The following is a 26184-nucleotide window of genomic DNA, read 5'->3' on the forward strand; positions in this document are numbered from 1 at the left end:
TATCAGAAGTTTTAATCTTCATCACCGCCGATGGATGTGCATTCTACAGCATTTCTGACCCAACGCAACACCCTTTTCCATTTATTTTTAATTTTTCATTACGTTTGTTTATTTATTCTACTAAATTAAGTTTTTTTACTTAAAAAAGTGTTTTTAGCGTACAGAAAGCATGCAATATGCCAGAGGCACCCATAAGATAAACATTAAAACTGGCATAACACCGTGCACTTCTTCAGGTTTTCTATACAACCACTGAATAAATGGAATGGCGATACCAAATAATGTCGCCATCAATAGCACATCAATGAATCCACCTTTCAGTAGTAGCCAGACCAAAACTGGCACACTCATCAACAAGCCAATTATCAATAAAACACAGTATTCGTATTTCCTGAGCTGCCAAAGTGTGAACCCTTGAATGACCCAGAATTGTTCTGCACATTCAAAATTTGATTTTAAGTCCATTTTTATCACGCCTAGATTGAATAAACTCAGTGCAATATAGATGGCACACTTCAATTGGAATAATTGTGAAGCAGTGAAATCAAGGCTCATGATGTTCCAAGTGTTCACCTGTGTGGCGAACCAATACAAAATCACGACCGCTGTAACCGAAATACCGATACTGACAATACGGTGGGTTAGAAATCTTTTATGAAATGCCTGACGAATAATGAGTTTATTTTGATTGAGCCAGAGTGGGCTATATTTCTGTATCAGAAATACGCTAGGTATTTGCAGCTTAATTGGTTTTGATTTTCTGCCGAGCAGCCAAAATTTTATTGCCGCTATACAGATGAAAGTAGACAACAGTACCGCAACGAGTTGAGCGTCCAATATCGCTAGGCTCAAAATGGGCAAATTTGTCAAAAGACAGACTAAAACCCAATATTGATTCTGTTGTAAAAACAGCATTTGTATAATTAATAAATTAAAGATCCAAAGTAGCATCAATACACTGATGCCAAGGGAAGCCAAGAGTTCATACTCAACCCAAGCATATAGAAGCGCTAAAAACAAATGGCAGTATCAGCAAAAAGCTTAAACTGCCTAAAAATTTAATTTCCACTGCAAAACGACTTTTGAGCGTGATGGGCAATAGCGCTAGATAGCAATACCCTTCCCCACCACTTAAAGCTTTACGTTGTATCGCACACCAAATTACATTTAAGGCAAGAATGCCAGTCCAAAGAAACAAATTCGTGATTAATGATTTGCAATAAACCAAATCAATAATGGGCTGCACTAAAGATAAGAGCAGTCCGAATAGCATTGGTCCGAGAATTAATGTGATTAAAATAAGTAAATGCTTTTGCCGTGCAACTGCGTCTGCTGTGGTCTTGACATAAAATGTCCATCGATATTTCAAAAGCGTTTTTATAATTGTTCGCTGCCCAACATGTCTTTGTTTATTCATGCCGCCTGCTCATTGAACTTTAGCCGATCCAGCTCGATGATTTCTGCTGCAAGACTGTCTCTAAATACAGGATCATGGCAAGATAATAGAATCAATTTCGATTGGCTCTGCTGTAAAAGTATACTTGATAATTCAGCCAAGGCATTTTGATCTAAGCCATTGCTCGGTTCATCCAAAATCAGTAAAGGTGCCGAAGTCATTAAGGCTGCAACCAATAAAAACTTTTTGGTTGTGCAAAAGACATGTCAGCAAAAGGCATGGCTAAATAGTGTTCTAATTTAAATTTTTCAATGAAGATTTGATACTGCTCATGCGCTATCCCTCGAATATCACACATTAAATTCAGAAACTCCTGCCCTTGTAAAAAATCATAAATAGGGCTTTTATCTGGCACATAGGCCACAAGTTTCTTGTATTCATTGTTGTGGGGGCATATTGCTGATCATTAATCAAAATGATGGTCGGTTATCTTTTCCCCGGTTTCAATCAGCCGCTCATGCTGACCGGTGCTTTAAATAAACAAGCCGGTACACGTCTGGCTGAAACTACCAAATGGTGGGTAGATATCACTGAAGAACGCGGACTCGAACGTTTGCATGCGGGGTTTACATCGACGATTTATGTGCGTTTTATTCACGCTTTGGTACGGCATCAACTCCAAAAAGGCAAAGACTGGGATTTTGCAACGTGGGGGGTGCCGATCAATCAATTTGACTTGGCGATGACCAATCTTGCCTTTAGCAGTGTGGTACTTTTGGGCATTCGCGCTTTAGGAATTTTTCCATCAAAACAAGAGACTGAAAGCTTTTTGCATTTTTGGCGATATGTCGGCTGGTTGATGGGTATTGATGAAAAATGGTTAATTGAAAAAGAATCTGACGGCTGGAAGCTGCTGTATTGGATGCAATTTGTACATCCTCAATCTGATGCAAGTAGCATGGCTCTCGGTGCCAGTCTTTCTAAGGAACCGTTTGAAAGGCAGTACAAATACCTTCGACCACTTCAGCAAAAACTGGCTTATTGACAACATCTGGAGCTGACACAATTTTTTATTGGCAAAAAACGTATGCATAAATTAGGGCTCAAACCCCAGTCTGCGGCATGGTTTGCTTATTATTTATTGGCTAGAAATCTTGTCCTGTATTCAGGTGCTAAGCATGTCCCAAGTTTAAATCAAAAATTACAGCAAAAAGGCCGTGCGATTCAAAAACTCGGTTTAGTACTATATCAAAGTAAGGCCAAACAACTGGCCAGTATGCACCAATAAAAAAAGCAGAGCGATCGCTCTGCTTTTTGGATGACAAATATCAAGATTTAGAATTTCATCGAAATACGTGCCCAATAATTGCGACCAATATTATTAAACTGTTGATCGGTCGCTAAACCGGTCCCTGCATCACCCAATTTATTTAGATGTTCGGTATAGGTTTTATTCAAGAGATTATCCACACCCACAGATACATCTACACCCTCATCAATATGATAAGTACCATTTAAAGACAGTGTGCCAAAACCTGCACTTTCTTTCAGGTCATAACCCACGATATTGCCTTGGTGCGCACTGATACGATTTTGCCCATCAACCACACGCCAAAACGCTCCCAAAGTATAATTATCTTGGATATAACGTAGGTTGATCCGTGCTTCTAAAGGTGAGATTTGCGGTAATGGCTTACCATCTGTGGTGTTTTTACCCCACGCATACATTGCGCTGACATCGGCTTGAATATGATCGTTAAATTGATAACCAATCCCCGCTTCAGCTCCCGCAATGGTGGCATCGACATTTTTCGCACCCGCACTAAAGGTTGAACCATGATCATGCTCACCTGTATTTGGATGATCGTGATAACTCATCAAAATAAAGTCTTGAATCAGTCCCGCATAGGCAGACGCCCACGAACTGAATGCTCCATGTTCATGTTGATAGCCCACATCTAACTGCAAGGTTTTTTCAGGCTCGACGCCATTAAAGGTGTTTGTTGTGCCTGCATTACCGTGTTTAGGACTAAATAACTCCCAATAATCAGGCATGCGTTCCACATAACCTAGACCGATATAGGTTTTACCATTGTCATGTTCAGGGTGTTTATTTTCAAAACGAATAAAAGCACTTGGTAATGTTTCATTCAGCTCCGTGTTATAGCCACTCGCTTTCGAAGCTGCACGCTCATCTTTCACTTGCACTTGATCGAGACGAAGTCCTGAAACCAATTTATTGTTATCACTCAATTGATAACTGACTTCTCCAAAACCACCATATGACTGAAACTTCATATCTGTTTCACGTGCTTTGTCTTTATAGCTATTGCGCATCCCTTTGCGAATACTATGTTCATTGTTCTGTGTGTCAATGCCTGTGACAAAGTCAATCTTATCCCATTCATGTGTCACAGCCATACGTGCATTTAATGTTCTGCGAGCAACATTCGATGCCATTGGCATATTCATCATGCCACTTGGTTGAAACTCACGTAAGCTGAAGTTATCCATGACATGATCATTAAAACTATAGTTGACCTGTGCTTCGATTTTTTTAATCACCTCCGTGACATTCTTTTTCTCGACACGAAGGCCTAAGCTTTCACGGGCAAATTGCGAACCATCCATTGAACGGCCTGCGTATACCGCCTCACCATCGGCTTTACCTCCAGTAAGTTCTACCCATGTATCTTCGTTTGGCGTCCAACCGAGTGCCAAATCTGTATTCCAACGCTCCCAGTCTGACGGCACAGTATTACCATCTCCATCTTGGTAGCTGTCTGCAACAGAACGGCTAGCATTTAGACGGACATATTTATGTTCATCCCCCACGGCCGCTTCGACATTATGATCTAAACGACCATAAGAGCCGATCATCACACTGACTTGACCACGGTAGTTTTTATCAGCATCGAATTGTTCAGGTTTGCGTTCAAACAAGACTGTTGCAGCAGAACCTGTATTGGCATATTGAACCGTTTGAGGTCCTTTAATTACTGAAATTCGGTCATAACTTTCAGGGGAAATATAAGACGTTGGTGCATCCATTCGACTTGGACACGCCCCTAAATTTTCTGTGCCATCGGTCAATATTTTAATGCGTGAACCAAACATGCCACGGAAAGTTGGATCTGCATTGGTTCCCCCATTTTTAATGGCACTAAACCCCACAATACTTTTTAAATAATCGGCCCCATCACTGGCAGGTATCGGTTGAATCGGCTGTTTGGGATTGGCACGAACAATCAGGCCATTGGCATCATTCCCCTGATGTGACGTCACCACAATCGGTGCCAAAGTCTGTACGGCATTGGTTTCCGTCATCTCTACGGACATCTCATCAGCCATCACCGTAGTTGAATAGCAGGCAACACAAATTGCAGCCGCAAGAGGCTGTAGAAAAAATTTAGGCTGAGCCATGTTTATCTCACAAAATACATAAATAAAGGCGTACCTGAGTCCTCAAAGACCCAAGTTAAAAAAACGTCGGATTTATGCAGCGAGTGGCGGGGCTCGACCTTGCGGAAGTAAAAAGAGTTGTTGAAGAACAAACCAGACATGCTTGAAAGCTTTTTGAAAAGCAATTAAACGAACTTGAATTCGATCAAGCACTTCTTTCACATCAAGTTCAGGGGGCAAAACCAAATTGCCATAGACCGTACAATACTGACATTGATGACTGGTATCATGTTCATGGGCAGTATGATCGACTTGAACTTTCTCAGCGTGAGCGGAAGATGAATGGTGTGAATGTGCGGTATGTTCAGTATGAACATTGGGAAGTAAAAGTGCACGCGTAATGGTTTCGCAGACCGGAGCAACTTGATATTGCTTAGGCAACAATGGCTGTAAAAAAACAGCAATCTGCAAAAAAACGGCTGCAAAGGACAGCAGCACTCCACTACGAAACAATACAGGCAAACCCTAACATTTGTCTGAACCAAGTATAACAAAGCCCAATCGAAATTGGGCTTGTCTCAGATATTTTTTACCGCGATCAATTAACGCTTAACTGCGACTTTATCTTTTTGGCGTTGGCGAACCAATTTTTCCACTTTGTCACGTGCACGTTGACGTTTCAAAGGCGATAGATAGTCGACGAATAGCTTACCATTTAAGTGATCCATTTCATGTTGGATACAAACTGCGAGAAGTCCGTCCGCTTCCACTTCAAATGATTGACCTTCAAGGTTAATTGCCTGAATTTTTACACGTGACGGGCGCTCAACTTTATCGTATATTTGAGGCACTGATAAACAGCCTTCTTCATAGGGCTGCGTCTCTTGCGTCAATGGCGTAATTTTGGGGTTAATAAACACCATGGGTTGATCTTTTTCTTCAGATAAATCCATGACTATCAGCTGAATATGGTGATCTACCTGTGTTGCTGCCAGGCCAATTCCCGGTGCTTCATACATAGTTTCAAACATGTCGGCTGCTAACTGACGAATTTCATCAGTAACTTCTTCGACTGGTTTTGCAATGGTACGAAGACGGGGATCGGGGAAACTTAAAATAGGTAATAAGGCCATACGACGTCCTCACTTATGCCATTGATCAAAAAACAAAATGAAGGAATGCTTCATCAAAAAATTGTGTGTAATATCGTTATTATAACGCAGTTACATACATAATTTTAGGAATTATGATAATGAAAAAGGTTTTGAAGGGCATGCCAACTTTTAGTGCCTTGGGGTTTAAAAAACAATTATTGGCACTTACAGTCTGTGTAAGTGTGGGGATGGGAATGGTCAGTGTTGCAGAAGCTGCCCCTGCTCGTAACGTCAATCCACCATCATTGAAGGCAGGTGCGCCTCAAATTTATGTGGTGAAAAAAGGCGATACGTTGTGGGATATTTCCAAGCGTTTCTTAAAAAATCCCGTGCGCTGGCCTGAAATCTGGGCGAGCAATAAACACGTGAAAAATCCGCACTGGATTTTCCCAGGTGACCGCCTATTAATGTGTACCTACAATGGCCGCCCAATCATCGGTAAAGATGAAGGTGATGGTTGTGAAGGTATCATTCGTCGCTATACAGGTGGCACTAAACTTCAACCACAAGTTCGTGTTGAATCCCTCAACAGTGCGATTCCGGTTATTCCATTGGAATATATTAAGCAATGGCTTGAGCGCAGCATGATTGTTGCAGCTGATTCTGTGGAAGGCACACCTTACATTTTAGGTACAGCTGATCAACGTGTATTAGCTGCCAAAGGCCAAACAGTTTATGCACGCGGCCAAGGTATGCAAGTCGGTCAACGTTATGCTGTTTACCGTGAAGGCGAACCGTACATCTTTACCGATGCAAACGGCAAAAAATACAATGCAGGTTTAGAACTGACTCAAGTCGCTTCAGGTGTTGCCGTTCGTGGTGAAAATGACATTACCACTTTAGAACTGACCGATACTTATAATGCTGAAGTTCGTCGTGGCGATCGTGTTCTTCCTGAATATGACCCAATGCTGCCAACGCTGTTCTACCCAACCAATGCTGAAAATGTCACTGCTGGCGGTAGTATTGTTCGTGTCATGGGCTCGATTGGGACTGCAGCGGTTCACAGTGTGGTGACAATCGACCGTGGTAGCTTGCAAGGCGTTCAATCTGGTCAAGTCTTTAGCGTGAACCAAAAAGGTGAAATCGTGACTGATCCGAAAACCAAAGAACGTGTTCAACTTCCAGGACAACGTATTGGCAACATCATGGTATTCAAAACGTTTGATAACTTAAGCTATGCTTATGTACTTGAGAGCGAATTACCAATCAAAGTGGGTGCAACGATTCAGCCACCACTGATGGATGACTAAGACCAAATCCATAAAAATGAGGCTGTATTCAGCCTCATTTTTTATTATCCAACAACGATATCACTAATAATTTTAACCCATAAAAAGAAGACATATTCAAAGGTCTCATTATGCTCAACTCATTGACTGACTTGCATTTAGATTACATTCGCCTGTGGTTTGTGGTGCAACACTCACTTCGTAGTTTCTATAAAATTCAGCAGCACTATCCTGCCCTACACTACGCCCTTAAGCCTAATCAAATCACCACATGGCAAAAATTAGGACTGCATAAAAATCATTTAAAGCGCTTTGAGGAATTTCATAGCCCAAGTGGACAGCTTAGCTTTGAAAAATGTCTCAAGGATATTGAACAATACAGTGACTTTGTACTGATTCCTGAAGACCTAAACTATCCACAACAGCTTTTACCTTATAGCGACAAGCCGCCCATTCTATTTGGACAAGGCAATGCCCAAGCCTTGATGCAACCACAGATTGCGATTGTAGGTAGTCGCAAACCCAGTCCCCAAGGTCGGCAAATTGCCTATGATTTTGCTTATTATCTGAGTGAGCAAGGGTTCTATATTAATAGCGGTTTAGCACAAGGAATTGATGAAGCGGCACATCGCGCTGCCATACAACACCACAGAACCATTGCCGTGATGGGTACAGGTTTAGATCAAACTTATCCGACCGCACATCAGAGTTTAAGACAAGAAATCATCCAACATGGGGGAACCGTAATCAGTGAGTTTCTTCCACACACTCCCCCATTGCAACACCATTTTCCACATCGAAATCGTATCGTGAGTGGGCTCAGTCTTGGTGTCATCGTGGCGGAGGCGGCATTAAAAAGTGGTTCACTTATCACAGCTCAACGCGCTGCCGAACAAGGCAAATCTATTTTTGCCATCCCAGGCCATATTTATAGTGAGTCACATCAAGGTTGCCATCAACTCATACGCGAAGGTGCAATTTTGATTGATCATCCACAACAGGTCATTGAAGACTTGGCATTGGCTACACAATGGCAATCGCAGGCTGCCGAAACCTTAACAACCACCGAAATAGAGACACCCAAAACAGCAACACCAGACACCCCTCCACCCGAACCTATACCAGAACATTTAATTGCGCTGTATCGGCAGCTTGATTGGGTCGGACAAAGCCTTGATCAATTGTCCATTCAACTCAAAATTGATACCGCGACATTGACCAGTCAACTGATGGAATTAGAGTTAATGGGCTATGCCACTCAACAAGCCGGACACTACCTACGTTGTCGAATGGGTAAATTAGGTTCACAATAGTCCTTTGTCGAATCAGATAAGGTCTATAGAAATGATTACCACCTCTGTTGCAGAAGCAGCTTCCTGTCTTAAAAAAGGTCAGGTTCTCGCATATCCTACAGAGGCTGTTTGGGGATTGGGCTGTGATCCCTACAATGAGCAAGCCTTTCTCGAAATTTTGCGCTTAAAACAACGTCCCATTGAAAAAGGTGTGATTTTATTGGCTGCGAATGTCGCTCAAGTTGAACACCTGCTTCAAGGCTTAACAGAAGATATGCGTCAGCAAGTCATTGCAACATGGACCAACCGTAAACCCAATGAACGTGCAACTACATGGTTATTACCGGCTGGCGACCATATTCCAACATGGATTAAAGGCAATCATCCAAAAGTCGCAGTCCGTGTGACTACCCATTCTTTATGTGTAGCTTTATGCCAAGCTTTTAATGGCTTTATTGTGTCTACCAGTGCCAATCCTGCGGGATTAACCCCTGCACGTTCCTTACAAGAAGCCAATCAGTATTTTGCTAATGAACTAAATTACTTAAATGGTGATCTCGGCCTAAGCCAAGAACCAAGCAAAATTATTGATGCTGAAACAGGTGAAATCATCCGCGCATAAGCTCGGATGCCTGTCTATACCTGCCTTTTAGAAAATACAAACAAAAAAAAGCTCAGCCATATAGGGATGGCTGAGCATAAAAAAGGATGTGTATAAAATCACATCCAGAGGGTCTTGCAATCTCTGGGTAAATATCAAGTAATTATTAAGAATTACTTCCTCATTTACGATGAAAGTATTATGTAATATTTTTTTAAATTTAACAAATATATTTTTTATATAAATAAAACTACTGATAAGCACTTTATTTGTGATTTTATAACTACTTAGTCAAAATATGTATCTATTTTTGATTGATTTTTAAGACGAGAATTTGTTTTTTTAATTCAGTTTTACACTCAAAAATCCATTTTCAAAAGATTTGCTCTATAAAAAATAAGTTTGTTTGCTTGTTTTTTAATCAGAACTTCTCGTAAATTTTCAACTTTTTACTAGATTTACTTACGCTGCGCCAAGATCACCCCAGTAATCGCCATCACTGTGCCGACGGTATGATAAAACATCCACTGCTCAGCCAACCAGAAATAGGCAATAATCGCGGTAAATACCGGCATCAAATTCATAAAAATACTGGTGCGATTCGGCCCGAGATGTTGCACAGCCAACATCCATACCAACGGTGCAATCAATGATGGAAAAATTGCCGCATAAAATACACTTGGTGCATTTGTAGGATTAATCGCGTCAATGCCTAAATACAACACGAATGGCAAGTGATATAAAACGGCAAAGAAAATTTGTACATATAAGCTCAACAGTAGCGGAAGTTTCAATTGCCATTTTTTTAAAAACACCCCATAAAAGGCATAAAAGAACACTGCGAAGATCATGAGGATATCGCCGAAATGTCCGCCCATATTGAGTAATTGACTGAAATCGCCTTGTGCAATGACAAACAATAGCCCTGTAAATGAGATCGCACAGCCCAAGATGGCATAGCGATTGGGTACATCTTTAAGTATGAAAAATGCAACGGCAATCGTAAAAACAGGGATAAAGGCATTAATGATGCCCATATTGGTCGCCGTCGTATAATGCGCAGCGGTATAGCCCAAACCTTGATATAACACCATGCCAAAAGCACTCAGCACAGCCAATTGCTGCCAATGCCGCTTGATCAGCTGTCTTTGCTGCCAAACGGTTTTCAGCATAAAGGGGGTTAATATCAAAAATGCAATAAACCATCGATAAAAACTAATACTGACCGGTGAAATATAATCAGTCACATAGCGGGTGACCGTAATATTTAACGACCATATAAATACCGCGATCAGAGGCAAACAAATTGCAAATTTCGCCCAACGCGCTTGAAGCAACATGTCTGACTCCTCAATATATCGTGCAAAGATTGGTTTAGGTATTTTGAGTGATGTCTGTTTTAATTGAAATACATGATTTCAGACATTTATATTGTAGTTCCGACATTGACTCTTAGGCTTATATGACATCACCACCAATTGAACAACAGATCGAACTTTTTGAAGCACACTACACAGCATTAGATACGGTCTACCCGCACAGTTGTCTTTGGGGTGATTTTAATTTTTGTCTCGATGGTATTTTCGAATATGAGATACAAGGGCAACACCATCTCTCACCTGCTAGTTATGGGGTGTGGATTCCTCCACATACAGAACATTGCTCAGTCGCAATTGATGAGCAACCTATTCATTATGTGGCAATCCGACTGACACCAGATCTATGCATAGATTTTCCCAAGCAGACTGAAGTGTTTAGTATCCAGCCTTTCTTTCGTTTATTGGTGCAAGAAATTTTGGCCTTTCCTACAGAGCAACATACCACACCACCCTATCGACACCTGCTACAGGTCTTATTCGACCAGTTAAAAACTGCGCCCAAACATCAACATTATTTACCGCAAAGCCATGATGCGGTGTTAAAGCCGATCTTGGCGCAGCTTGCAGATGTAGATCATTTTAGTTTGAGCCTACAACGATGCTTATCCAATGTCGGTTTGAGTGAGCGTCAGTTATTGCGGCTGAGTCAGAACGAACTGCAAATGAGCCTTTCTGAATGGCGAAACCGTGCAAAAATTATTTATGCCATTCAACAACTCCGTGCTGGTCAGTCTATTAAAGCTCTCAGCTATGAATTGGGCTATCAACACAGTTCAAGCTTTATTGAATTTTTTAAACGCTATACAGGAAAAACCCCGAACCAACATCGTGCCTCAAGTTAAATACAAAGCAATAAACCAAGCATCAGCTCGAATTCTGCAAACTACTACAAAAATTATGCGAAAAGCCTATCGATAAAAGCTTGCTGTTCACCAGATTTCCCTTTAAAACAAGGATGAAAGGCACAACTTTAATTAGGAACGAATATGTCAGCTTCAGTTTACGATATCCCAGTAAAAACCATCCAAGGTGATGACACCACACTCAATCAATACCAAGGCAAGGTTTTATTATTGGTCAATGTAGCCTCTAAATGTGGGCTAACACCGCAATATGAAGGCCTAGAAAAACTCTATACAGAGAAGAAATCACAAGGTTTTGAAGTCTTAGGTTTTCCTGCCAATAACTTTTTAGAACAAGAACCTGGTTCTGAAGCTGAAATTCAAGAATTTTGCTCAATCAACTACAAGGTTGATTTCCCACTTTTTGCAAAAATTTCTGTGGCAGGCGCGGATAAACACCCACTTTATCAAACCTTAACCCAAGCCATCCCTGAACGCATTGGTGAAGGCCCATGGTGGGATGATTTAGTTGAATACGGTTTAACTCCAAATCCTAAGCCTGAAGTTTTATGGAATTTTGAAAAATTCCTCGTGAATAAACAAGGCGAAGTTGTGGCTCGATTTGCGCCTGATATCAAGGCAGATGATGCTCGTATTGTCGATGCCATTAACGCTGAGTTAGCCAAATAATTCGACAATTTTTCAGTCTCTCAGTTAAGATTGTTGTGATTTTAACTGAGATTGATCATTTTAAATTATCATATACTGATAATTTACACATTTTATCCATTGCTTTAATATTTCATATACACATTGTTCAAAGCTTCCCTGTAAATACTCATTATGATGAGTCTTATCAATTCACATCCAGCAGTAAACAGGTGAACTTATAAATACATTAATGAAAGCTATCGTTTTATCTATTTCGACAGCACTTGTTGCTGCTCCAGCAATGGCTGCACCGCAAAATAGCCAACAACATGCACCTGCGTATAACCAAAATACGATAGCTCAATAACACACTAAACAAAACACACCGGTAAAAAACCAAAGTCAGAACAAGAAAAAAGCTGTAAATCCTTCACATGATTGGCGTTCTGGACAAAAAGTACCTTCTGAATACCGTGGTCATCGCTACAAAGTAGACCACATTAAATACAAAAAATTGTCTAAACCAGGCAAAAACCAACAATGGATTAAAGTGAATGGCGACTACATTTTAATGAATGCCGTCAGCCACGCCATGATCAAAATCATTGCGGGTTAAACCCATCAAAACATCAAAAGAGGGCAAATGCCCTCTTTTTTTTGTTCAAGCGATTATTTTGTTATTGCTTTGCAACAATCTATTTTTAATCCACATTCTGCCCCTATATTCAAAGCATAGACTTAACACATAGTGATGATTGAATGAAAAAGCTTGTGCAGAATGCTCTTCTCCCTTTTGCCATTTTTAGTGGTGTTTTGGTGCTGATTGGCTGTGAACCTGCTACAGCACCGCAACAGGAACAAGAAATCGCAGCAGAAAATGATCGCCCTGCAACAACATCAACAAACGAAGATCAATCTGCGACACAAAGTCAGGCGACAGATCAAAGCCAATTAAAAAGCGGCAATATGTTTTATATCGTTCGCGATGTTGCGGATATGCAACTTAAAGCCGGCACTTATGTTGAGCAACTCAAACAAACGCAGGTCGATTTAGAAACCGCGGTCAGCAACCAAGATCATCTCCAATTGCAAAAAGCGGCAACCCAGCTGCAACAGCAGCTCAAAGGTTTCAATCAAGCTTTGAATGATTTAAATCTAAAAAGCACTGAGATTAATGATATTCGCAGCAATCTACAGGCAGCGAATCAGCAAGTATTGGCCTCACCTTTTCTCAATGGACAAGTCGATTTAAGCAAAGTTGATTTTCAGAAAATCCAAAATCAAATGGGAAATATTCAAGCGGAAATGCTGAAATTGGCAGGTATGTTGATCCAAGACCAAGCAGCTAAAAGCTCATCTAATGCAACCACTAAAACTGAATAAGTAGCGAAATTTAGTATTTCCATTGCATTCAACCTGTTGTAAATCAAAAAAGCGTTAGACCTTGAACTAACGCTTTTTTCGTACAGTTCCGCTATAGAACACGACTGTTTTTCCTTTTAGATTAATGTTTAATAATAAAGCCAATGATGGAACAGTTATGTCAAACGCTGTGATTTATAACATTACACCCATTACCTTTCGTTTAGATTTAAAAGATCCTTTCTTATTTACTGCTCATCATATTGATCATTTTCCTGCTGCAAATGCAGACATGGGGCCAAAAACAGCCGCAGAGAAAGATGAATTCAATATGTACTATGGCGATGTGGTTCCAGGTTTCCCAGAGCATCCACACACTGGCTTTGAAACCATTACCTTGGTTGAACAAGGCTATGTCGATCACTTTGACTCATTAGGCAATGGCGGACGCTATGCTGCGGGTGATGTGCAATGGCTGTCTACAGGCAATGGCGTTGAACACTGTGAAATGTTCCCCCTACTGCATGAAGATAAAGCCAATCCTTTTGAACTTTTCCAAATTTGGTTTAATTCATCAGCTGAACAGAAAACCCATGATGCTGACTATAAAATGTTTTGGCGTGAAGAGATTCCTCACGTCTTTGAAACGGATAGTGAAGGAAAAAAATCGGATATTCGCGTGATTTCAGGGCAGTTTAAATCCACTGATGCTATTTCCCGACCGCCACACTCATGGGCGGCTGCCGCAGAAAATAAGGTCAACATTTATTTAATCACCATGCAAGCAGGTGCAGAGTTGGTGATTCCCGCAACAACAAGTAGCTCCAACCGTTTTGCTTATTTCTATCAAGGCAATACATTAGAAATAGAAGGTCAAACCATTCAGATGAAGCATTTGATTGAACTCCAATCAGATGCCAACGTCCATCTCAAAGCAGGTGGATTAGAAGCACGGATTCTGTGGTTAGAAGGTGAACCGATTAATGAACCCGTGGCGATGCGCGGTCCATTTGTGCTCAATACCACGGAAGAACTCGATGCGGCTTTTAAACGCTATCGTGAAACCCATTTTGGAGATTGGCCTTGGCCGACGCCTGCACCGGTCTTCAAACGTGATCAAGCTCGATTTGCAAGTTATGAAGGCGGTAAACGTGTAGAACACCCAGAGCAGGAAAACTCACAAGCGTCTTAAAGTTCAATTAGTTGGATTGAGCAAATTCAAAGGTATTACAGTTTTTATCTTGTCCAAGTGCGCGCTGAACATCTTGTTTAAAACGTGCTTGGGCAAAGGTATATTGCTTCGGCAAAAATAAGGTAATACGTGTCGTCTGTGGATCTAAACTTTCGACCAACATTTTATGCAAATACGCCCCATGCTCAGTTCGTGCCATCAATGTCCCCTGCTCCAAATGCTCTTCTAAACGATTATCGGTATAAACGTATCGATTGTTCGCGGTAAACGCAACACAGTGATTATAGGCTTGTCGCAGATTTCGAAAGGCGGTCATATATGGGATTTTAAGCTCCGTACTGATGCCATTATCAACCGATTCAGCGACAAGTGCAGCTTCAGTGGGAAGATTGGGTGTCGTGACGTATTGGCTTTGACATGCAACGAGCAAACTATAACAAAGACACAGTGATAAACTGGTGAAAAATTTGTGCATACGGACCTTTGCAACTTGTTCTTATTTATTTTGTAGAGATTGTAGCAAAACTGGGTTGCTGATTTAATACTCTACTATTCATTCCGTGCTTTCATTGCAAATGCTATGCAGCTGATTATTTTTACAGGCGTTCAAGCCTCTGGCAAATCCACCTTTTACATGTTGAATTTATATCATAGCCATTTACGTATTAATTTGGATATGTTGAAAACCCGACATCGGGAAAATATGATCTTTGAAGCAGGTTTGGCATCCAAAACCAAAATGGTGATTGACAATACCAACAACCCAGATCGGGAAGCTCGTACTCGCTATATAAAACGCGCAGTAGATGCAGGGTTTGAAGTCATTGCTTATTATTTTGAAACCGATTTGGACAGTACCTTAAAGCGCAACAGTTTACGTGAAGGCAAAGCTCATATTCCAGAAGTTGGCGTGCATGCGACCTATCGAAAGCTTCAAGTTCCGTCACGGGATGAAGGCTTTGATCAAATTTTTAAAATTAAAATTATCAGTCACGGCGAATTTTCAATTTTACCCATGTATGAATAACGAGCATTAACCTGCTTTTTGGCTATCTTGCCATTTTTTAAAAGCCGATTGCATGGCCTGACGCTCATATGGTTTCACTAAACGACTTTCTAATGAAGCAAAATCACCTTTATAGGCAGCAGCGACCATCGATTTTGCCAGTTCTTGAATACTCACACGCCCACGGTGTTCATATTGCTGGACTTCTTCATGGGTGAGTTCAACATCCCAACATGACACGACAGAACTGAGATCAACCGCAATGCTCAAATAATATTGATCAAAGTCTTGATAAAGTTCCCAAAAATGCGGCTCATAGGCGATAAGGTTCATGGTGCAATGCTAGCTGATTGAATTTAATCACCATAAAGATTGTATTGAATAAAATATATTCAACTTTAGATTGATCAATTTCAACTAATTTAGGGATAAAAAACTACCCTTTCGAGTAGCTTCTTATCTACATATGAACCTTTATTTCAATACGATGGTGGCTTTGCTGCAATTACCGCCTTGTGCAAATGCATATTCGCTAATGGCCTTTTTTCCTGTTTGCTCATCAACCAGTTTTAAATTTGCCCCACCTACAAATGCGCCCATTTTAATAAATTGCTGAACAAAATATTGTTTACCTGCCGCAGTTTCAATATCCAAATCGTTAGGTGAAAATTCTGATTCAGTCGAAATTGTATGTTTTTGATTACCAAATACTTCCTTATAAAAAAATACTCCACGAGAGGTTTCACCTAAACATTCCCCATCTACCCATACATCTTTCTTTAAGGCAGGGCCTTTCACAGAAGCTGAGCGATATACGTAAATTCCTGCATTGACTTCTTGTGGGGGAATTAAATTATTCGACTAGTGCTGACGCATTTTGATCTGCTTTAGGTACGGATGCACACCCAACAAATCCCAAAGATAATACTAATGTAAAAAAGATTTTATTAGACATCATTAATTCCATTGACATATTTTAAGCATATGAAAATTAAAAATTAATCAAATAGTCAAATTTATTTATTATTCAGGCATAAAAAAACCACCCTTTCGGGTGGCTCTTTCAATCTCAAACTGCGTCTTATTGAGCGCGGTTTTTGATTTTGCGGATGGTTTCCAACTGAGCAGCAGTTTCTGCAAGAGCAGCCAAAGCAGCAGCTGAGTCCAAGTCGCTCTTTTGATTTGCTAACAATTGTTCAGCTTGTTTACGAGCTTCAATAATTGCTGCTTCATCAAGGTTGTCAGCACGTACTGCAGTATCTGCAAGTACAGTAACAACGTGCGGTTGAACTTCAAGTACACCACCTGATACATAGATTAATTCTTCTGTACCATTTTCAAGCAGAACGCGGATTGCGCCCGGCTTGAGCAAAGTTACTAGTGGGGCATGGCCAGGCATAATACCCAACTCACCACCAGCACCTTTAGCAATTAGCATAGTTACAGCGCCAGAGTACAAAGACTCTTTAACACTTACAACGTCACATTGCATAGTCGCCATGAGAATCTCCTAAATTAGGGAACTAATTAAAGTTTCTCAGCTTTAGCAATAACTTCATCAATACCACCAACCATGTAGAACGCTTGTTCTGGAATGTGGTCGTATTCACCAGCTAGAAGACCTTTAAAGCCACGAATTGTTTCTTTAAGCGGTACAAGTTTACCAGGAGCACCAGTAAACACTTCAGCTACGTGGAACGGTTGAGAGAAGAAACGTTGGATCTTACGTGCACGGTATACAGTAAGTTTATCTTCTTCTGCCAATTCGTCCATACCAAGAATTGCGATAATGTCTTTCAATTCTTTGTAACGTTGAAGAACGTTTTGAACTGAACGAGCGATTTCGTAATGCTCAGTACCCACTACAAGTGGATCTAACTGACGTGAAGTAGAGTCAAGTGGATCGATCGCTGGGTAAATACCAGAAGATGCGATGTCACGGCTCAATACAACAGTCGCGTCCAAGTGAGCGAAGGTTGTCGCAGGCGATGGATCTGTTAAGTCATCGGCAGGTACGTATACCGCTTGGATTGACGTAATAGAACCAGACTTAGTAGACGTAATACGTTCTTGAAGAACACCCATCTCTTCTGCAAGAGTCGGTTGGTAACCTACTGCAGATGGCATACGACCTAGAAGTGCTGATACTTCAGTACCCGCTAGTGTATAACGATAGATGTTGTCGACGAACAATAGAACGTCACGGCCTTTACCGTTTTCGTCTTTTTCGTCACGGAAGTACTCAGCCATAGTCAAACCAGTCAACGCTACACGTAAACGGTTACCTGGTGGCTCATTCATCTGACCGTAGACCATTGCTACTTTGTCTAGAACGTTTGAGTCTTTCATTTCGTGATAGAAGTCATTACCTTCACGAGTACGTTCACCAACACCAGCAAACACAGATAAACCTGAGTGAGCTTTCGCGATGTTGTTGATCAACTCCATCATGTTTACAGTTTTACCAACACCGGCACCACCGAACAGACCAACTTTACCACCTTTAGCGAACGGGCAAAGTAAGTCAATGACTTTAATACCAGTTTCTAAAAGGTCAGTAGAAGCCGCTTGTTCTGCGTAAGAAGGCGCTTGACGGTGAATTGGTAAACGAGCTTCAGTACCAACAGGACCAGCTTCGTCGATAGGGCGACCAAGAACGTCCATGATACGACCTAAACATGCAGTACCTACAGGTACAGAGATAGGCGCGCCAGTGTTAGTTACAGTAAGACCACGCTTAAGGCCTTCAGTAGAACCCATTGCAATAGTACGAACTACGCCATCACCAAGTTGCTGCTGAACTTCTAATGTAGTTTCAGTACCATCAACATGGAGAGCGTCATAGATCTTAGGAACGCTGTTACGTTCAAACTCGACGTCGATAACCGCGCCGATGATCTGAATGATACGACCGCTACTCATTGCTGTCTCCTCAATTCAAACTAATAATGTTAAACGGCAGCGGCACCACCAACGATCTCAGAGATTTCCTGAGTAATCGCGGCTTGACGCAGCTTGTTATAAATAAGTTGTAGGCTCTTGATCAATTCACCCGCGTTATCAGTTGCAGCTTTCATTGCAACCATACGAGCAGACTGTTCACATGCGATGTTTTCAATCACACCTTGATAAACCATAGACTCAATGTAACGAACCAATAAACCATTTAGAAGCTCTTCAGCTTCTGGTTCATAGATATAGTCCCAACCGTATTGACGATTTAGGCCTTCGCTTTCCTCAGCAGCTGCTAAAGGAACAAGCTGTTCGATTTTTTGGTTTTGAGTCATGGCGTTGACAAAGCCGTTTGACACTAGATAAATACGATCTAACTCGCCTTTATCAAACGCGTCTAACATCACCTGTACAGAACCAGTTAACTGTTCAAGACTCGGAGCATCACCTACGTTTGTAGTTGCACCAAGAACTTTACCGCCGTAGTTTTTAAAAAACGAAACCGCTTTTTGACCAATTAAAGCAAATTGAACTTCAATTGACTGCTCTTGTTGCTGTTGTACGTGTTTGACCACTTTTTTGAACAAGTTAATGTTCAAACCACCAGCAAGGCCGCGATCTGAAGAAACAATGATATAGCCAACGCGCTTTACAGGACGTTCAACCATATAACGGTGTTTGTATTCAGGGTTCGCTTGTACCAAATGAGCAATTACACGGTGCATATTTTCGGCATACGGACGGCCTTGAGCCATGCGCTCTTGCGCACGACGCATCTTAGAAGCTGCTACCATCTGCATCGCGCGAGTAATTTTCTGCGTGCTTTTGATACTAGCTACTTTGGCGCGAATTTCTTTTAAATTTGCCATACGCTTAACCTAGTATTCGAAAGCCCTTTCGAGCTTTCGAAGGTTGATCCGTGAACCAAACCAGAACCAGATTCAACATCGTTGAATCTTAGTAAGTTTGAGTCGCTTTAAAGCTTTCAATACCTGCTTTGATTGCTGCTTCGATTTCTTTATCGTAAGCACCAGTCTCGTCAATTTTTTGCATTAACGCAGCATGTTCTGAACGGAAGTAAGAGATCAACGCAGCATCAAATGCAACGATTTTCTTCACTTCTACGTCAGCCATATAGCCTTCGTTAGATGCATAAATTGAAACAGCTTGGTCAGCAATTGAGTATGGAGCATATTGTTTTTGCTTCATAAGCTCAGTTACACGTTGACCATGTTCAAGCTGTTTACGAGTTGCTTCGTCAAGGTCAGAAGCGAACTGAGCAAACGCAGCTAATTCACGGTATTGCGCAAGAGCGGTACGGATACCACCTGACAATTTTTTGATGATCTTAGTCTGAGCAGAACCACCAACACGTGATACAGAGATACCCGCGTTCACAGCAGGACGAATACCTGCGTTGAATAATGATGTTTCTAAGAAGATCTGACCGTCAGTAATCGAAATTACGTTTGTAGGTACGAATGCAGATACGTCACCGGCTTGAGTTTCAATAATCGGTAATGCAGTTAATGAACCAGTTTGGCCTTTAACTTCACCGTTAGTGAATTTCTCAACGTAGTCAGCAGATACACGTGAAGCACGTTCAAGTAAACGTGAGTGTAGATAGAATACGTCACCAGGATATGCTTCACGACCTGGTGGACGACGTAGAAGCAATGAAATTTGACGGTAAGCAACAGCTTGTTTAGACAAGTCATCATAAATGATAAGCGCGTCTTCACCGCGGTCACGGAAGTACTCACCCATTGTACAACCAGCATACGGAGCAAGATACTGCATCGCTGCAGGATCAGCTGCAGCAGCTGCTACAACAGTTGTGTACGCCATAGCGCCAGTTTCTTCTAGCTTGCGCACAACGTTAGCGATAGTCGATTGTTTTTGACCAATTGCTACGTAGATACATTTAATGCCAGAGTTTTTCTGAGCGATGATCGCATCGATCGCCATAGCTGTTTTACCAGTTTGACGGTCACCGATGATCAACTCACGTTGACCACGACCAACAGGGATCATTGTATCTACTGATTTATAACCAGTTTGTACAGGTTGATCCACTGATTGACGCCAAATTACGCCTGGTGCTACTTTTTCAACAGCATCAGTAAGTTTTGCGTCAATAGGGCCTTTACCATCAATTGGGTTACCCAAAGCATCTACTACACGGCCTAAAAGTTCTGGACCAACCGGAACTTCTAATACACGACCTGTGCAACGAGCTTTTTGACCTTCTTGAAGGCTTAAGTAGTTACCTAAGACAACGGCACCCACTGAATCCTGTTCTAGGTTCAGTGCCATACCAAATAAGCCGCCGTCGAATTCGATCATTTCACCGTACATTGCATCAGCAAGGCCGTGAATGCGCACAATACCGTCGGAAACCATAACAATGGTCCCTTCGTTCTTAGCGGTCGCGCTGGTGTCCAGATCGCCGATACGCTGTTTAATGAGCGCACTGATCTCGGATGGATTCAGTTGTTGCATTGCGCTATACCTCAATCTTTTTAAAGTTCAGTCTTCAAGCTGTTAAGCAAGAAGACGAGTCCGCATTTTTTCAAGCTTGTTAAGCGCAGAATCATCTATCACTTGGTCGCCTGCACGAATAACTACACCCGCGATTAACGCTGGGTTAACTTCTACTGAAACATTTACGGCAGCTTCGAATTTTTTCTCTAATGCATGCGCAAGTAATTGTTCTTGTACAGAAGTCAATGGGAATGCAGATTCAATCACTACATCCACAGTATTGTTATTCTGTGATTTGAGCTGTTCGTATTCTTCTGAAATTTCAGGAAGAAGTGCCAGACGGTCATTATCAGCAAGCAATGTCAAAAAGTTTGACACTGCTGCAGTCTGGTCTTCACCTAAAACTTTTGCGAAAACACTTACCTGCTCAGCAGGAGTAAGCTCAGGGCGATTTAGATAAGCTGAAAATGCTTCGTCTTGCACCGCAGCACTGAGCAAGTTTAATGCATTTGACCAAGCGTCAGTTGCATTTTGCTCAGAAGCGTAAGCAAATGCTGCTTTAGCGTATGGGCGTGCCAACGTCAAGAGTTCAGCCATAATCCGCCTCTCTTAAAGTTTAGCAGCCAGCTGAGTCAGCATGGCATTGTGAGCTTCTGCGTCAACTTGCTGGTTCAGAATTTTTTCTGCGCCAGTAACTGCAAGAGCAGCAACTTGTTGACGTAATTCTTCGCGAGCAGCATTGATTTCAGTATCAACAGCTTCTTTAGCTTGTTGACGAATACGCTCACCTTCAGCCGCAGCTTGAGTACGCGCTTCTTCTACCAATTGCGCACCACGACGGTTCGCTTGTTCGATCAATTGAGCCGCTTGTGCTTTAGCCGCATCTAATTCAGCTTTCACTTGTGCTTGCGCATCCGCAAGGTCAGCTTTCGCTTTTTCAGCAGCGTTTAAGCCATCAGCGATTTTACGCTGACGCTCACTAATCGCATTGATTAGTGGTGGCCAAACAAATTTCATGCAGAATGCGACAAAAATCGCAAAAGCAATCGCTTGGCCAATCAATGTGAGGTTGATATTCATTGCTATTCCTCAATAGTTTAATTTAGGAATTAAGCTGATTAACCTACAAATGGATTAGCGAAGATGAAGAACAAGCCAATACCAACACCGATCATAGGCACAGCATCAAGAAGACCCGCGATTAAGAACATACGAGTTTGAAGTTGTGGAGCCAATTCTGGTTGACGAGCAACAGCTTCTAAGAAACGGCCGCCTAGAAGACCAAAACCAATCGCAGTACCTAAAGCACCAAAAGCGATCAAGATAGCAGATGCAATTGCAACTAGACCTAAAGTGAGTTCCATGATAATTCCTCAGAGGTTAGGTTTATACCAAATTAAGTTAAAAAATTGTGTGCCCAACCACCCTTTGACAGTTGAGCAATACCATTAATGCTTTTCGCTAGCCATACTCATATATACGATAGTCAACATCATGAAAATGAATGCTTGTAACGTAATAACAAGAATATGGAAGATCGCCCAAGGCACAGACAACGCCCACTGGATCCAGAACGGCAATAATGCGATCAAGATGAAGATCAACTCACCCGCATACATGTTACCGAACAGTCGTAGAGCCAATGAGATTGGACGTGCAATAAAAGTTACTAATTCAAGAATAATGTTTACTGGAATAAGTAATGCTTTTAAAACTGGGTTACTTGGGTTAAATGGGTTAAGTGCAAATTCTGCACCGAATCCGACAAGACCTTTCTCACGGATACTATAGAAAATAGTTAACGCAAACACTGACAATGCCATACCAAGGGTAATGTTAGGATCAGTAGATGGAACGATTTTGAAGTAAACGTGGTGAGGATCCATACCAAACACGTTAGCACCGATCAATTGAGCTGTATAAGGAATCCAGTCAACAGGGATCAAGTCCATCAAGTTCATGAGGAAAATCCACACAAAGATGGTCAACGCTAACGGCGCGATTAAGCGCGATTTGCCATGGAAAGTGTCACGGACACTTGAGTCAACGAACTCGATAATCATTTCGATTGCAGACTGGAACTTGGTCGGAACACCAGAGTTTGCAGCTTTCGCTACAACCCAGAACAACAAACAGAAAACAATACCAAGGCCGATAGACCAACCCATTGAATCCAAGTGAATAGCAGTGAACCCCATCTCTTGAGCTTCTTTAGCAGTCTCAGCTAACTTCCAAGTACCATCTGGCATTTTGCCATAGGTCATGTTAGTCAAGTGATGCTGAATGTACTCGGTCGAAGTAAGGGCATGTTCTTCAGCAGCCATAAATCACACCTGGTCAATGTCAAAACTAATAGAGAAAACGAATATCGCGTGCTGCCTGATATCTCGTTACTCTCCAAAAAACTTTTCAATTTTCTGTTGTGCTTATACTCGTTTTTTTAAGCGTGTTGCCCAAAAAGGAGCGACCCACGACATACTTTGTACGAGCATAAAACCACAAAACAATGCCACCGCTGACAACGGTTTGACATTGATCAAAATCAAAATGAATCCAACAATCACGATTGCAAACTTGCCCATTAAGCCACGATACATGTTTGACAGCACCTGTTTAGAGGCACGGGCACCAGCCGCACGAAACGACTGCCATGAAAAGTAGCTACTTGCTAGCCAGCATACCAACGCACCCAAAGCTGCACTATATGCTGTGATTGTGTCTTTAAGGACCCAACCAATCAGGGCTGAAACAGGAATCATTACTGCTTGTAAGATGACTAAAGCTTTCGCTAATCGTCGATCAATCATGCGACTAGTTCGACTCATTTTTGTTCACTCACAGCAATTCTGCTTGACAAGTTTAACTGATGATTATTTTTAATCGCAGGCATTATAGAGTTACACCCCTTAACTTGCAATCTTTTCCCGACCTTAGTCGTGTTTTTTTAAATTGGTAAACTGCTTCCAAACTAATCAATAGTTGTTTGTTTTTTACATTACTTTCGCGCATTTAGTGTGCATTTCAGGGTTTTATCAGCCAACATCTTCCATGCTGTTACAAAATCCCCTGCGCCACTCATGGTTTCGTCCACCGGCTGAAAGACAATGCCACCGAGCTTTTGATACTGATTTTGGCTGGCATGTGCTTCTGCAAGTAAGCATATTTTTGGCTGCACGCGGTGGTCTTTCAAGTATTTGATTTGTGCCAATGTCGGCGCGACATGTGGATCATCTGTTAACGCACCGGTAAATTTCAAATTCAGTGAGCGCTCAAGATATTGGTAGGCATCGTGGTAAGACCAGTAAGGCTGAGCACGGCTCGACACATCTGTTTTTTGGGCTGTGATCAAGAGTTTCTGCGCAAATGCACGCGCATTAGCCCAATATTTTTCACGATGTTCTGGAAACTGTTGTGAACGTAAAGCAGCAATAAAAAAGCCGATTCGAACCGCATTGTTTGGTTCAAGCCAGACATGTGTATCGATTGTGCCTTTTAATGCATTGCCACGAACATCCCGTAATGGCAAAGCACTGATAATGCCTGAGTCTAAAATAGCGATACTTTTACCACTTTCACCCAACATTTTTGCCAATGGCGCTTCATGCGCTTGGCCTAGCCATAAAACGAGATTGGCATCTTGCACGGTTTTACGGTGTGCAGGCGTCAAGCTAACATCATGTCCAGATTGATGGTCAAGCAGTAGTTTGGGCTGCTCTACGCCCTTAAGTACATCCTTCGCGATTAAATAAATCGGTTGTGTAGAAACAACGAGACCTTGCGCCCAGCTCATCACACTGAATAAAGCCAAACTACAAAAAAGAAATACACGGGACATGGGGAGAGAGCACCATAAAATGAATAGTGTTATAATATAACAAAATCGTAAAAAAACCTACGTCTGTTCGTAAGTCCTTACGCTTCATGTTAAGATTTAAAGTCTTTTTCTTTATACAGTTTCGTACTCGAGGTTGGCTATGAGCGCATGTTCACACGAACATCATAATGCTTTGCATGGTGTACACGATCATCATAATGTCGAACAGCGCCTTGCTGAAGCTGAAAGTCTCTGTAGTGCGACGGGTGCTCGACTTACGCCCTTGCGTAAAGAAGTATTGGAACTGATCTTAAATGCAACGGGGCCAATGGGCGCTTATGACCTTTTGGCTAAAATCAAAAGTGAGTCTGACCGACCTGCAGCGCCACCGACAGTGTACCGTACGCTGGATTTTCTGCTTGAAAAAGGTTTGATTCACCGTCTGACTTCGATTAATGCGTACATCCCGTGTTGCCATCCGCGCGAAGGACATCAAGCAGCATTTCTGATTTGCACAGACTGTAAAATAGTCAAAGAAGCATCTGCTCAAGGCTTGATGGCGCAACTTGATGAATTATCTGCATCCGATGGCTTTACTGCACATCACAGTATTATTGAAATTTCAGGGATCTGTCAGCAGTGTCGCAGCAAACACTAAATGTGAAGCCCATTGTGGCTTTAGAGCATGTTCATGTCCGAATCGATGAACGTGACATTTTAAAAAATGTAGATTTCGCCTTACACGAAAAAGAAATTGTCACCTTAATCGGTCCCAATGGTGCAGGCAAATCCACGCTAATCAAAGTGTTGTTGGGTATTGTAAAACCTGTATCTGGCAAAGTGATCAGCACACAAAAATTAAAATTTTCATATGTGCCACAAAAATTTAATCCATCACACAGCTTACCGCTACGTGTGTGTGATTTATTGGCCCTAGAAAAATGTGATGCCAATATCAAGCAAGAAATTATTCGTGATACAGGCATTGCCAAGTTACAACAATCTAAAGTTCAGCAATTGTCAGGCGGCGAACGTCAACGTGTATTGATTGCACGGGCTTTATTGCGCCAACCGAATGTATTGGTTCTAGATGAACCCATGCAAGGTCTGGATATCCAGTCTGAAGCGGAACTGTATGACTACGTGCGTAGCTTGCCTGAAAAATATGGCTGTGCAGTTTTGATGGTTTCTCATGACTTACAGTGGGTCATGCAAGGCACGCACCGTGTGGTTTGCCTGAACAAACATATTTGTTGCAGTGGCTTGCCTGAAAATGTGCAGCAACATCCTGAATATCAAGCGATCTTTGGAACAAATCGTGTGTTCTATCAACACCATCACGATCACTGTGCGCATGGCGATAGTGCAACGCCTTGCCAGCATGACTCTCGTCCCCATATTCACCCTGAACCGGAAGCATAATCC

29 protein-coding genes and 3 pseudogenes are annotated in these 26184 nt (G+C 41.8%); 12 read left to right on the forward strand and 20 right to left on the reverse strand.

The genetic code is table 11. From position 1 onward, the window contains the following. Positions 1 to 153: 153 nt before the first annotated feature. The 3 genes from FTU29_RS13770 to FTU29_RS13780 all read right to left on the reverse strand — a co-directional run bounded on the left by FTU29_RS13770 (position 154) and on the right by FTU29_RS13780 (position 1617). Complete coding sequence (locus FTU29_RS13770; RefSeq protein WP_180122410.1) at positions 154 to 837, reverse strand: hypothetical protein; 684 nt, start codon at positions 835 to 837, stop codon at positions 154 to 156. Between the two features lie 151 nt (positions 838 to 988). Then, positions 989 to 1417: a hypothetical protein gene (locus tag FTU29_RS13775; protein ID WP_180122412.1), complete on the reverse strand. Its 429-nt coding sequence runs from the start codon at positions 1415 to 1417 to the stop codon at positions 989 to 991. Beyond that, positions 1414 to 1617, reverse strand: a complete 204-nt coding sequence (locus tag FTU29_RS13780; protein ID WP_180122414.1) for a hypothetical protein — start codon at positions 1615 to 1617, stop codon at positions 1414 to 1416. Before FTU29_RS13780 ends, FTU29_RS13775 begins: the two co-directional genes overlap by 4 nt. A 248-nt stretch (positions 1618 to 1865) precedes the next feature. Here FTU29_RS13780 and FTU29_RS13785 point away from each other — a divergent pair. Continuing rightward, a pseudogene (locus tag FTU29_RS13785) lies at positions 1866 to 2684 on the forward strand (oxygenase MpaB family protein); the annotation flags it as partial. Positions 2685 to 2731: 47 nt separating this feature from the next. Here FTU29_RS13785 and FTU29_RS13790 read toward each other — a convergent pair. The 3 genes from FTU29_RS13790 to def all read right to left on the reverse strand — a co-directional run bounded on the left by FTU29_RS13790 (position 2732) and on the right by def (position 5931). Then, entirely contained in the window at positions 2732 to 4819 is a 2088-nt protein-coding gene (locus FTU29_RS13790) for a TonB-dependent copper receptor (protein WP_180122420.1), read from the reverse strand. A 72-nt stretch (positions 4820 to 4891) separates the two neighbouring features. After that, entirely contained in the window at positions 4892 to 5311 is a 420-nt protein-coding gene (locus tag FTU29_RS13795; protein WP_180122422.1) for a DUF2946 family protein, read from the reverse strand. Positions 5312 to 5400: 89 nt separating this feature from the next. Then, positions 5401 to 5931, reverse strand: a complete 531-nt coding sequence (def, locus tag FTU29_RS13800; RefSeq protein WP_078191459.1) for a peptide deformylase — start codon at positions 5929 to 5931, stop codon at positions 5401 to 5403. A 119-nt stretch (positions 5932 to 6050) separates the two neighbouring features. Between def and FTU29_RS13805 the strand changes: the two genes are divergently transcribed. From FTU29_RS13805 to FTU29_RS13815, 3 genes are all read left to right on the forward strand, one after another. After that, positions 6051 to 7205 carry a LysM peptidoglycan-binding domain-containing protein gene (locus FTU29_RS13805; RefSeq protein ID WP_180122423.1) on the forward strand — a complete coding sequence of 385 codons (1155 nt, stop codon included), beginning with the start codon at positions 6051 to 6053 and terminating at the stop codon, positions 7203 to 7205. Positions 7206 to 7315: 110 nt separating this feature from the next. Further along, on the forward strand, positions 7316 to 8497 hold the full coding sequence (gene dprA, locus FTU29_RS13810) for a DNA-processing protein DprA (RefSeq protein WP_180122425.1): 1182 nt from the start codon (positions 7316 to 7318) through the stop codon (positions 8495 to 8497). 31 nt (positions 8498 to 8528) lie between these two features. Beyond that, complete coding sequence (locus FTU29_RS13815) at positions 8529 to 9098, forward strand: L-threonylcarbamoyladenylate synthase (RefSeq protein ID WP_111885874.1); 570 nt, start codon at positions 8529 to 8531, stop codon at positions 9096 to 9098. Between the two features lie 437 nt (positions 9099 to 9535). Here FTU29_RS13815 and FTU29_RS13820 read toward each other — a convergent pair whose 3' ends face one another. Further along, on the reverse strand, positions 9536 to 10417 hold the full coding sequence (locus FTU29_RS13820) for a DMT family transporter (protein WP_180122427.1): 882 nt from the start codon (positions 10415 to 10417) through the stop codon (positions 9536 to 9538). 122 nt (positions 10418 to 10539) lie between these two features. Between FTU29_RS13820 and FTU29_RS13825 the strand changes: the two genes are divergently transcribed. From FTU29_RS13825 to FTU29_RS13845, 5 genes and pseudogenes are all read left to right on the forward strand, one after another. Continuing rightward, positions 10540 to 11298, forward strand: coding sequence for a helix-turn-helix transcriptional regulator (locus FTU29_RS13825; RefSeq protein WP_180122429.1), 759 nt, complete (start codon positions 10540 to 10542; stop codon positions 11296 to 11298). A gap of 144 nt (positions 11299 to 11442) precedes the next feature. Further along, a complete protein-coding gene (locus FTU29_RS13830) occupies positions 11443 to 11988 on the forward strand; it encodes a glutathione peroxidase (protein ID WP_111885877.1) in 546 nt (181 codons plus the stop codon). Positions 11989 to 12187: 199 nt separating this feature from the next. After that, a pseudogene (locus tag FTU29_RS17700) lies at positions 12188 to 12565 on the forward strand (RcnB family protein). A 143-nt stretch (positions 12566 to 12708) separates the two neighbouring features. Beyond that, entirely contained in the window at positions 12709 to 13332 is a 624-nt protein-coding gene (locus FTU29_RS13840) for a hypothetical protein (RefSeq protein WP_180122430.1), read from the forward strand. A 157-nt stretch (positions 13333 to 13489) separates the two neighbouring features. Then, positions 13490 to 14503, forward strand: a complete 1014-nt coding sequence (locus FTU29_RS13845) for a pirin family protein (protein ID WP_180122432.1) — start codon at positions 13490 to 13492, stop codon at positions 14501 to 14503. 7 nt (positions 14504 to 14510) lie between these two features. Here the strand turns inward: FTU29_RS13845 and FTU29_RS13850 are convergent, their stop codons facing one another. Next, positions 14511 to 14978, reverse strand: a complete 468-nt coding sequence (locus FTU29_RS13850; protein WP_180122434.1) for a hypothetical protein — start codon at positions 14976 to 14978, stop codon at positions 14511 to 14513. Between the two features lie 105 nt (positions 14979 to 15083). Here FTU29_RS13850 and FTU29_RS13855 point away from each other — a divergent pair, with 105 nt between their 5' ends. Further along, positions 15084 to 15530: an AAA family ATPase gene (locus FTU29_RS13855; protein ID WP_180122436.1), complete on the forward strand. Its 447-nt coding sequence runs from the start codon at positions 15084 to 15086 to the stop codon at positions 15528 to 15530. Between the two features lie 6 nt (positions 15531 to 15536). Here FTU29_RS13855 and FTU29_RS13860 read toward each other — a convergent pair whose 3' ends face one another. The 12 genes and pseudogenes from FTU29_RS13860 to FTU29_RS13915 form a co-directional block, all read right to left on the reverse strand. Further along, on the reverse strand, positions 15537 to 15842 hold the full coding sequence (locus tag FTU29_RS13860) for a hypothetical protein (protein WP_168378803.1): 306 nt from the start codon (positions 15840 to 15842) through the stop codon (positions 15537 to 15539). 141 nt (positions 15843 to 15983) lie between these two features. After that, a pseudogene (locus FTU29_RS17595) lies at positions 15984 to 16464 on the reverse strand (DUF2846 domain-containing protein). A gap of 126 nt (positions 16465 to 16590) precedes the next feature. After that, positions 16591 to 17010 (reverse strand): F0F1 ATP synthase subunit epsilon, encoded by a 420-nt coding sequence (locus tag FTU29_RS13870; protein WP_078194022.1) that lies wholly within the window; start codon positions 17008 to 17010, stop codon positions 16591 to 16593. Between the two features lie 26 nt (positions 17011 to 17036). Continuing rightward, positions 17037 to 18431: a F0F1 ATP synthase subunit beta gene (gene atpD / locus FTU29_RS13875; RefSeq protein ID WP_078191473.1), complete on the reverse strand. Its 1395-nt coding sequence runs from the start codon at positions 18429 to 18431 to the stop codon at positions 17037 to 17039. A 29-nt stretch (positions 18432 to 18460) separates the two neighbouring features. Further along, complete coding sequence (gene atpG / locus FTU29_RS13880) at positions 18461 to 19330, reverse strand: F0F1 ATP synthase subunit gamma (RefSeq protein ID WP_078191474.1); 870 nt, start codon at positions 19328 to 19330, stop codon at positions 18461 to 18463. Positions 19331 to 19418: 88 nt separating this feature from the next. Continuing rightward, entirely contained in the window at positions 19419 to 20963 is a 1545-nt protein-coding gene (gene atpA, locus FTU29_RS13885; protein WP_078194023.1) for a F0F1 ATP synthase subunit alpha, read from the reverse strand. 42 nt (positions 20964 to 21005) lie between these two features. Further along, positions 21006 to 21542 (reverse strand): F0F1 ATP synthase subunit delta, encoded by a 537-nt coding sequence (locus FTU29_RS13890; protein WP_078191476.1) that lies wholly within the window; start codon positions 21540 to 21542, stop codon positions 21006 to 21008. A gap of 12 nt (positions 21543 to 21554) precedes the next feature. Continuing rightward, complete coding sequence (locus tag FTU29_RS13895; RefSeq protein ID WP_078191477.1) at positions 21555 to 22025, reverse strand: F0F1 ATP synthase subunit B; 471 nt, start codon at positions 22023 to 22025, stop codon at positions 21555 to 21557. Between the two features lie 38 nt (positions 22026 to 22063). Further along, positions 22064 to 22309, reverse strand: a complete 246-nt coding sequence (gene atpE / locus FTU29_RS13900; protein ID WP_000424060.1) for a F0F1 ATP synthase subunit C — start codon at positions 22307 to 22309, stop codon at positions 22064 to 22066. A gap of 84 nt (positions 22310 to 22393) precedes the next feature. Continuing rightward, a complete protein-coding gene (gene atpB, locus FTU29_RS13905; protein WP_078194024.1) occupies positions 22394 to 23269 on the reverse strand; it encodes a F0F1 ATP synthase subunit A in 876 nt (291 codons plus the stop codon). 102 nt (positions 23270 to 23371) lie between these two features. Continuing rightward, the gene (locus tag FTU29_RS13910) at positions 23372 to 23770 is read right to left on the reverse strand and encodes an ATP synthase subunit I (RefSeq protein ID WP_078194025.1); all 399 of its coding nucleotides are present in this window, start codon (positions 23768 to 23770) and stop codon (positions 23372 to 23374) included. Positions 23771 to 23940: 170 nt separating this feature from the next. Then, positions 23941 to 24780, reverse strand: a complete 840-nt coding sequence (locus tag FTU29_RS13915; RefSeq protein WP_180122438.1) for a metal ABC transporter solute-binding protein, Zn/Mn family — start codon at positions 24778 to 24780, stop codon at positions 23941 to 23943. 139 nt (positions 24781 to 24919) lie between these two features. Here FTU29_RS13915 and FTU29_RS13920 point away from each other — a divergent pair, with 139 nt between their 5' ends. Together FTU29_RS13920 and znuC are read left to right on the forward strand one after the other, a co-directional pair. Next, positions 24920 to 25417, forward strand: coding sequence for a transcriptional repressor (locus tag FTU29_RS13920; protein ID WP_078191481.1), 498 nt, complete (start codon positions 24920 to 24922; stop codon positions 25415 to 25417). After that, entirely contained in the window at positions 25399 to 26181 is a 783-nt protein-coding gene (gene znuC / locus FTU29_RS13925) for a zinc ABC transporter ATP-binding protein ZnuC (RefSeq protein ID WP_180085678.1), read from the forward strand. The genes FTU29_RS13920 and znuC overlap by 19 nt, the downstream gene beginning before the upstream one ends. Positions 26182 to 26184: the final 3 nt, after the last annotated feature.

This window comes from Acinetobacter sp. YH12086, assembly GCF_013419345.1.
Taxonomy (GTDB): Bacteria; Pseudomonadota; Gammaproteobacteria; order Pseudomonadales; family Moraxellaceae; genus Acinetobacter; species Acinetobacter amyesii.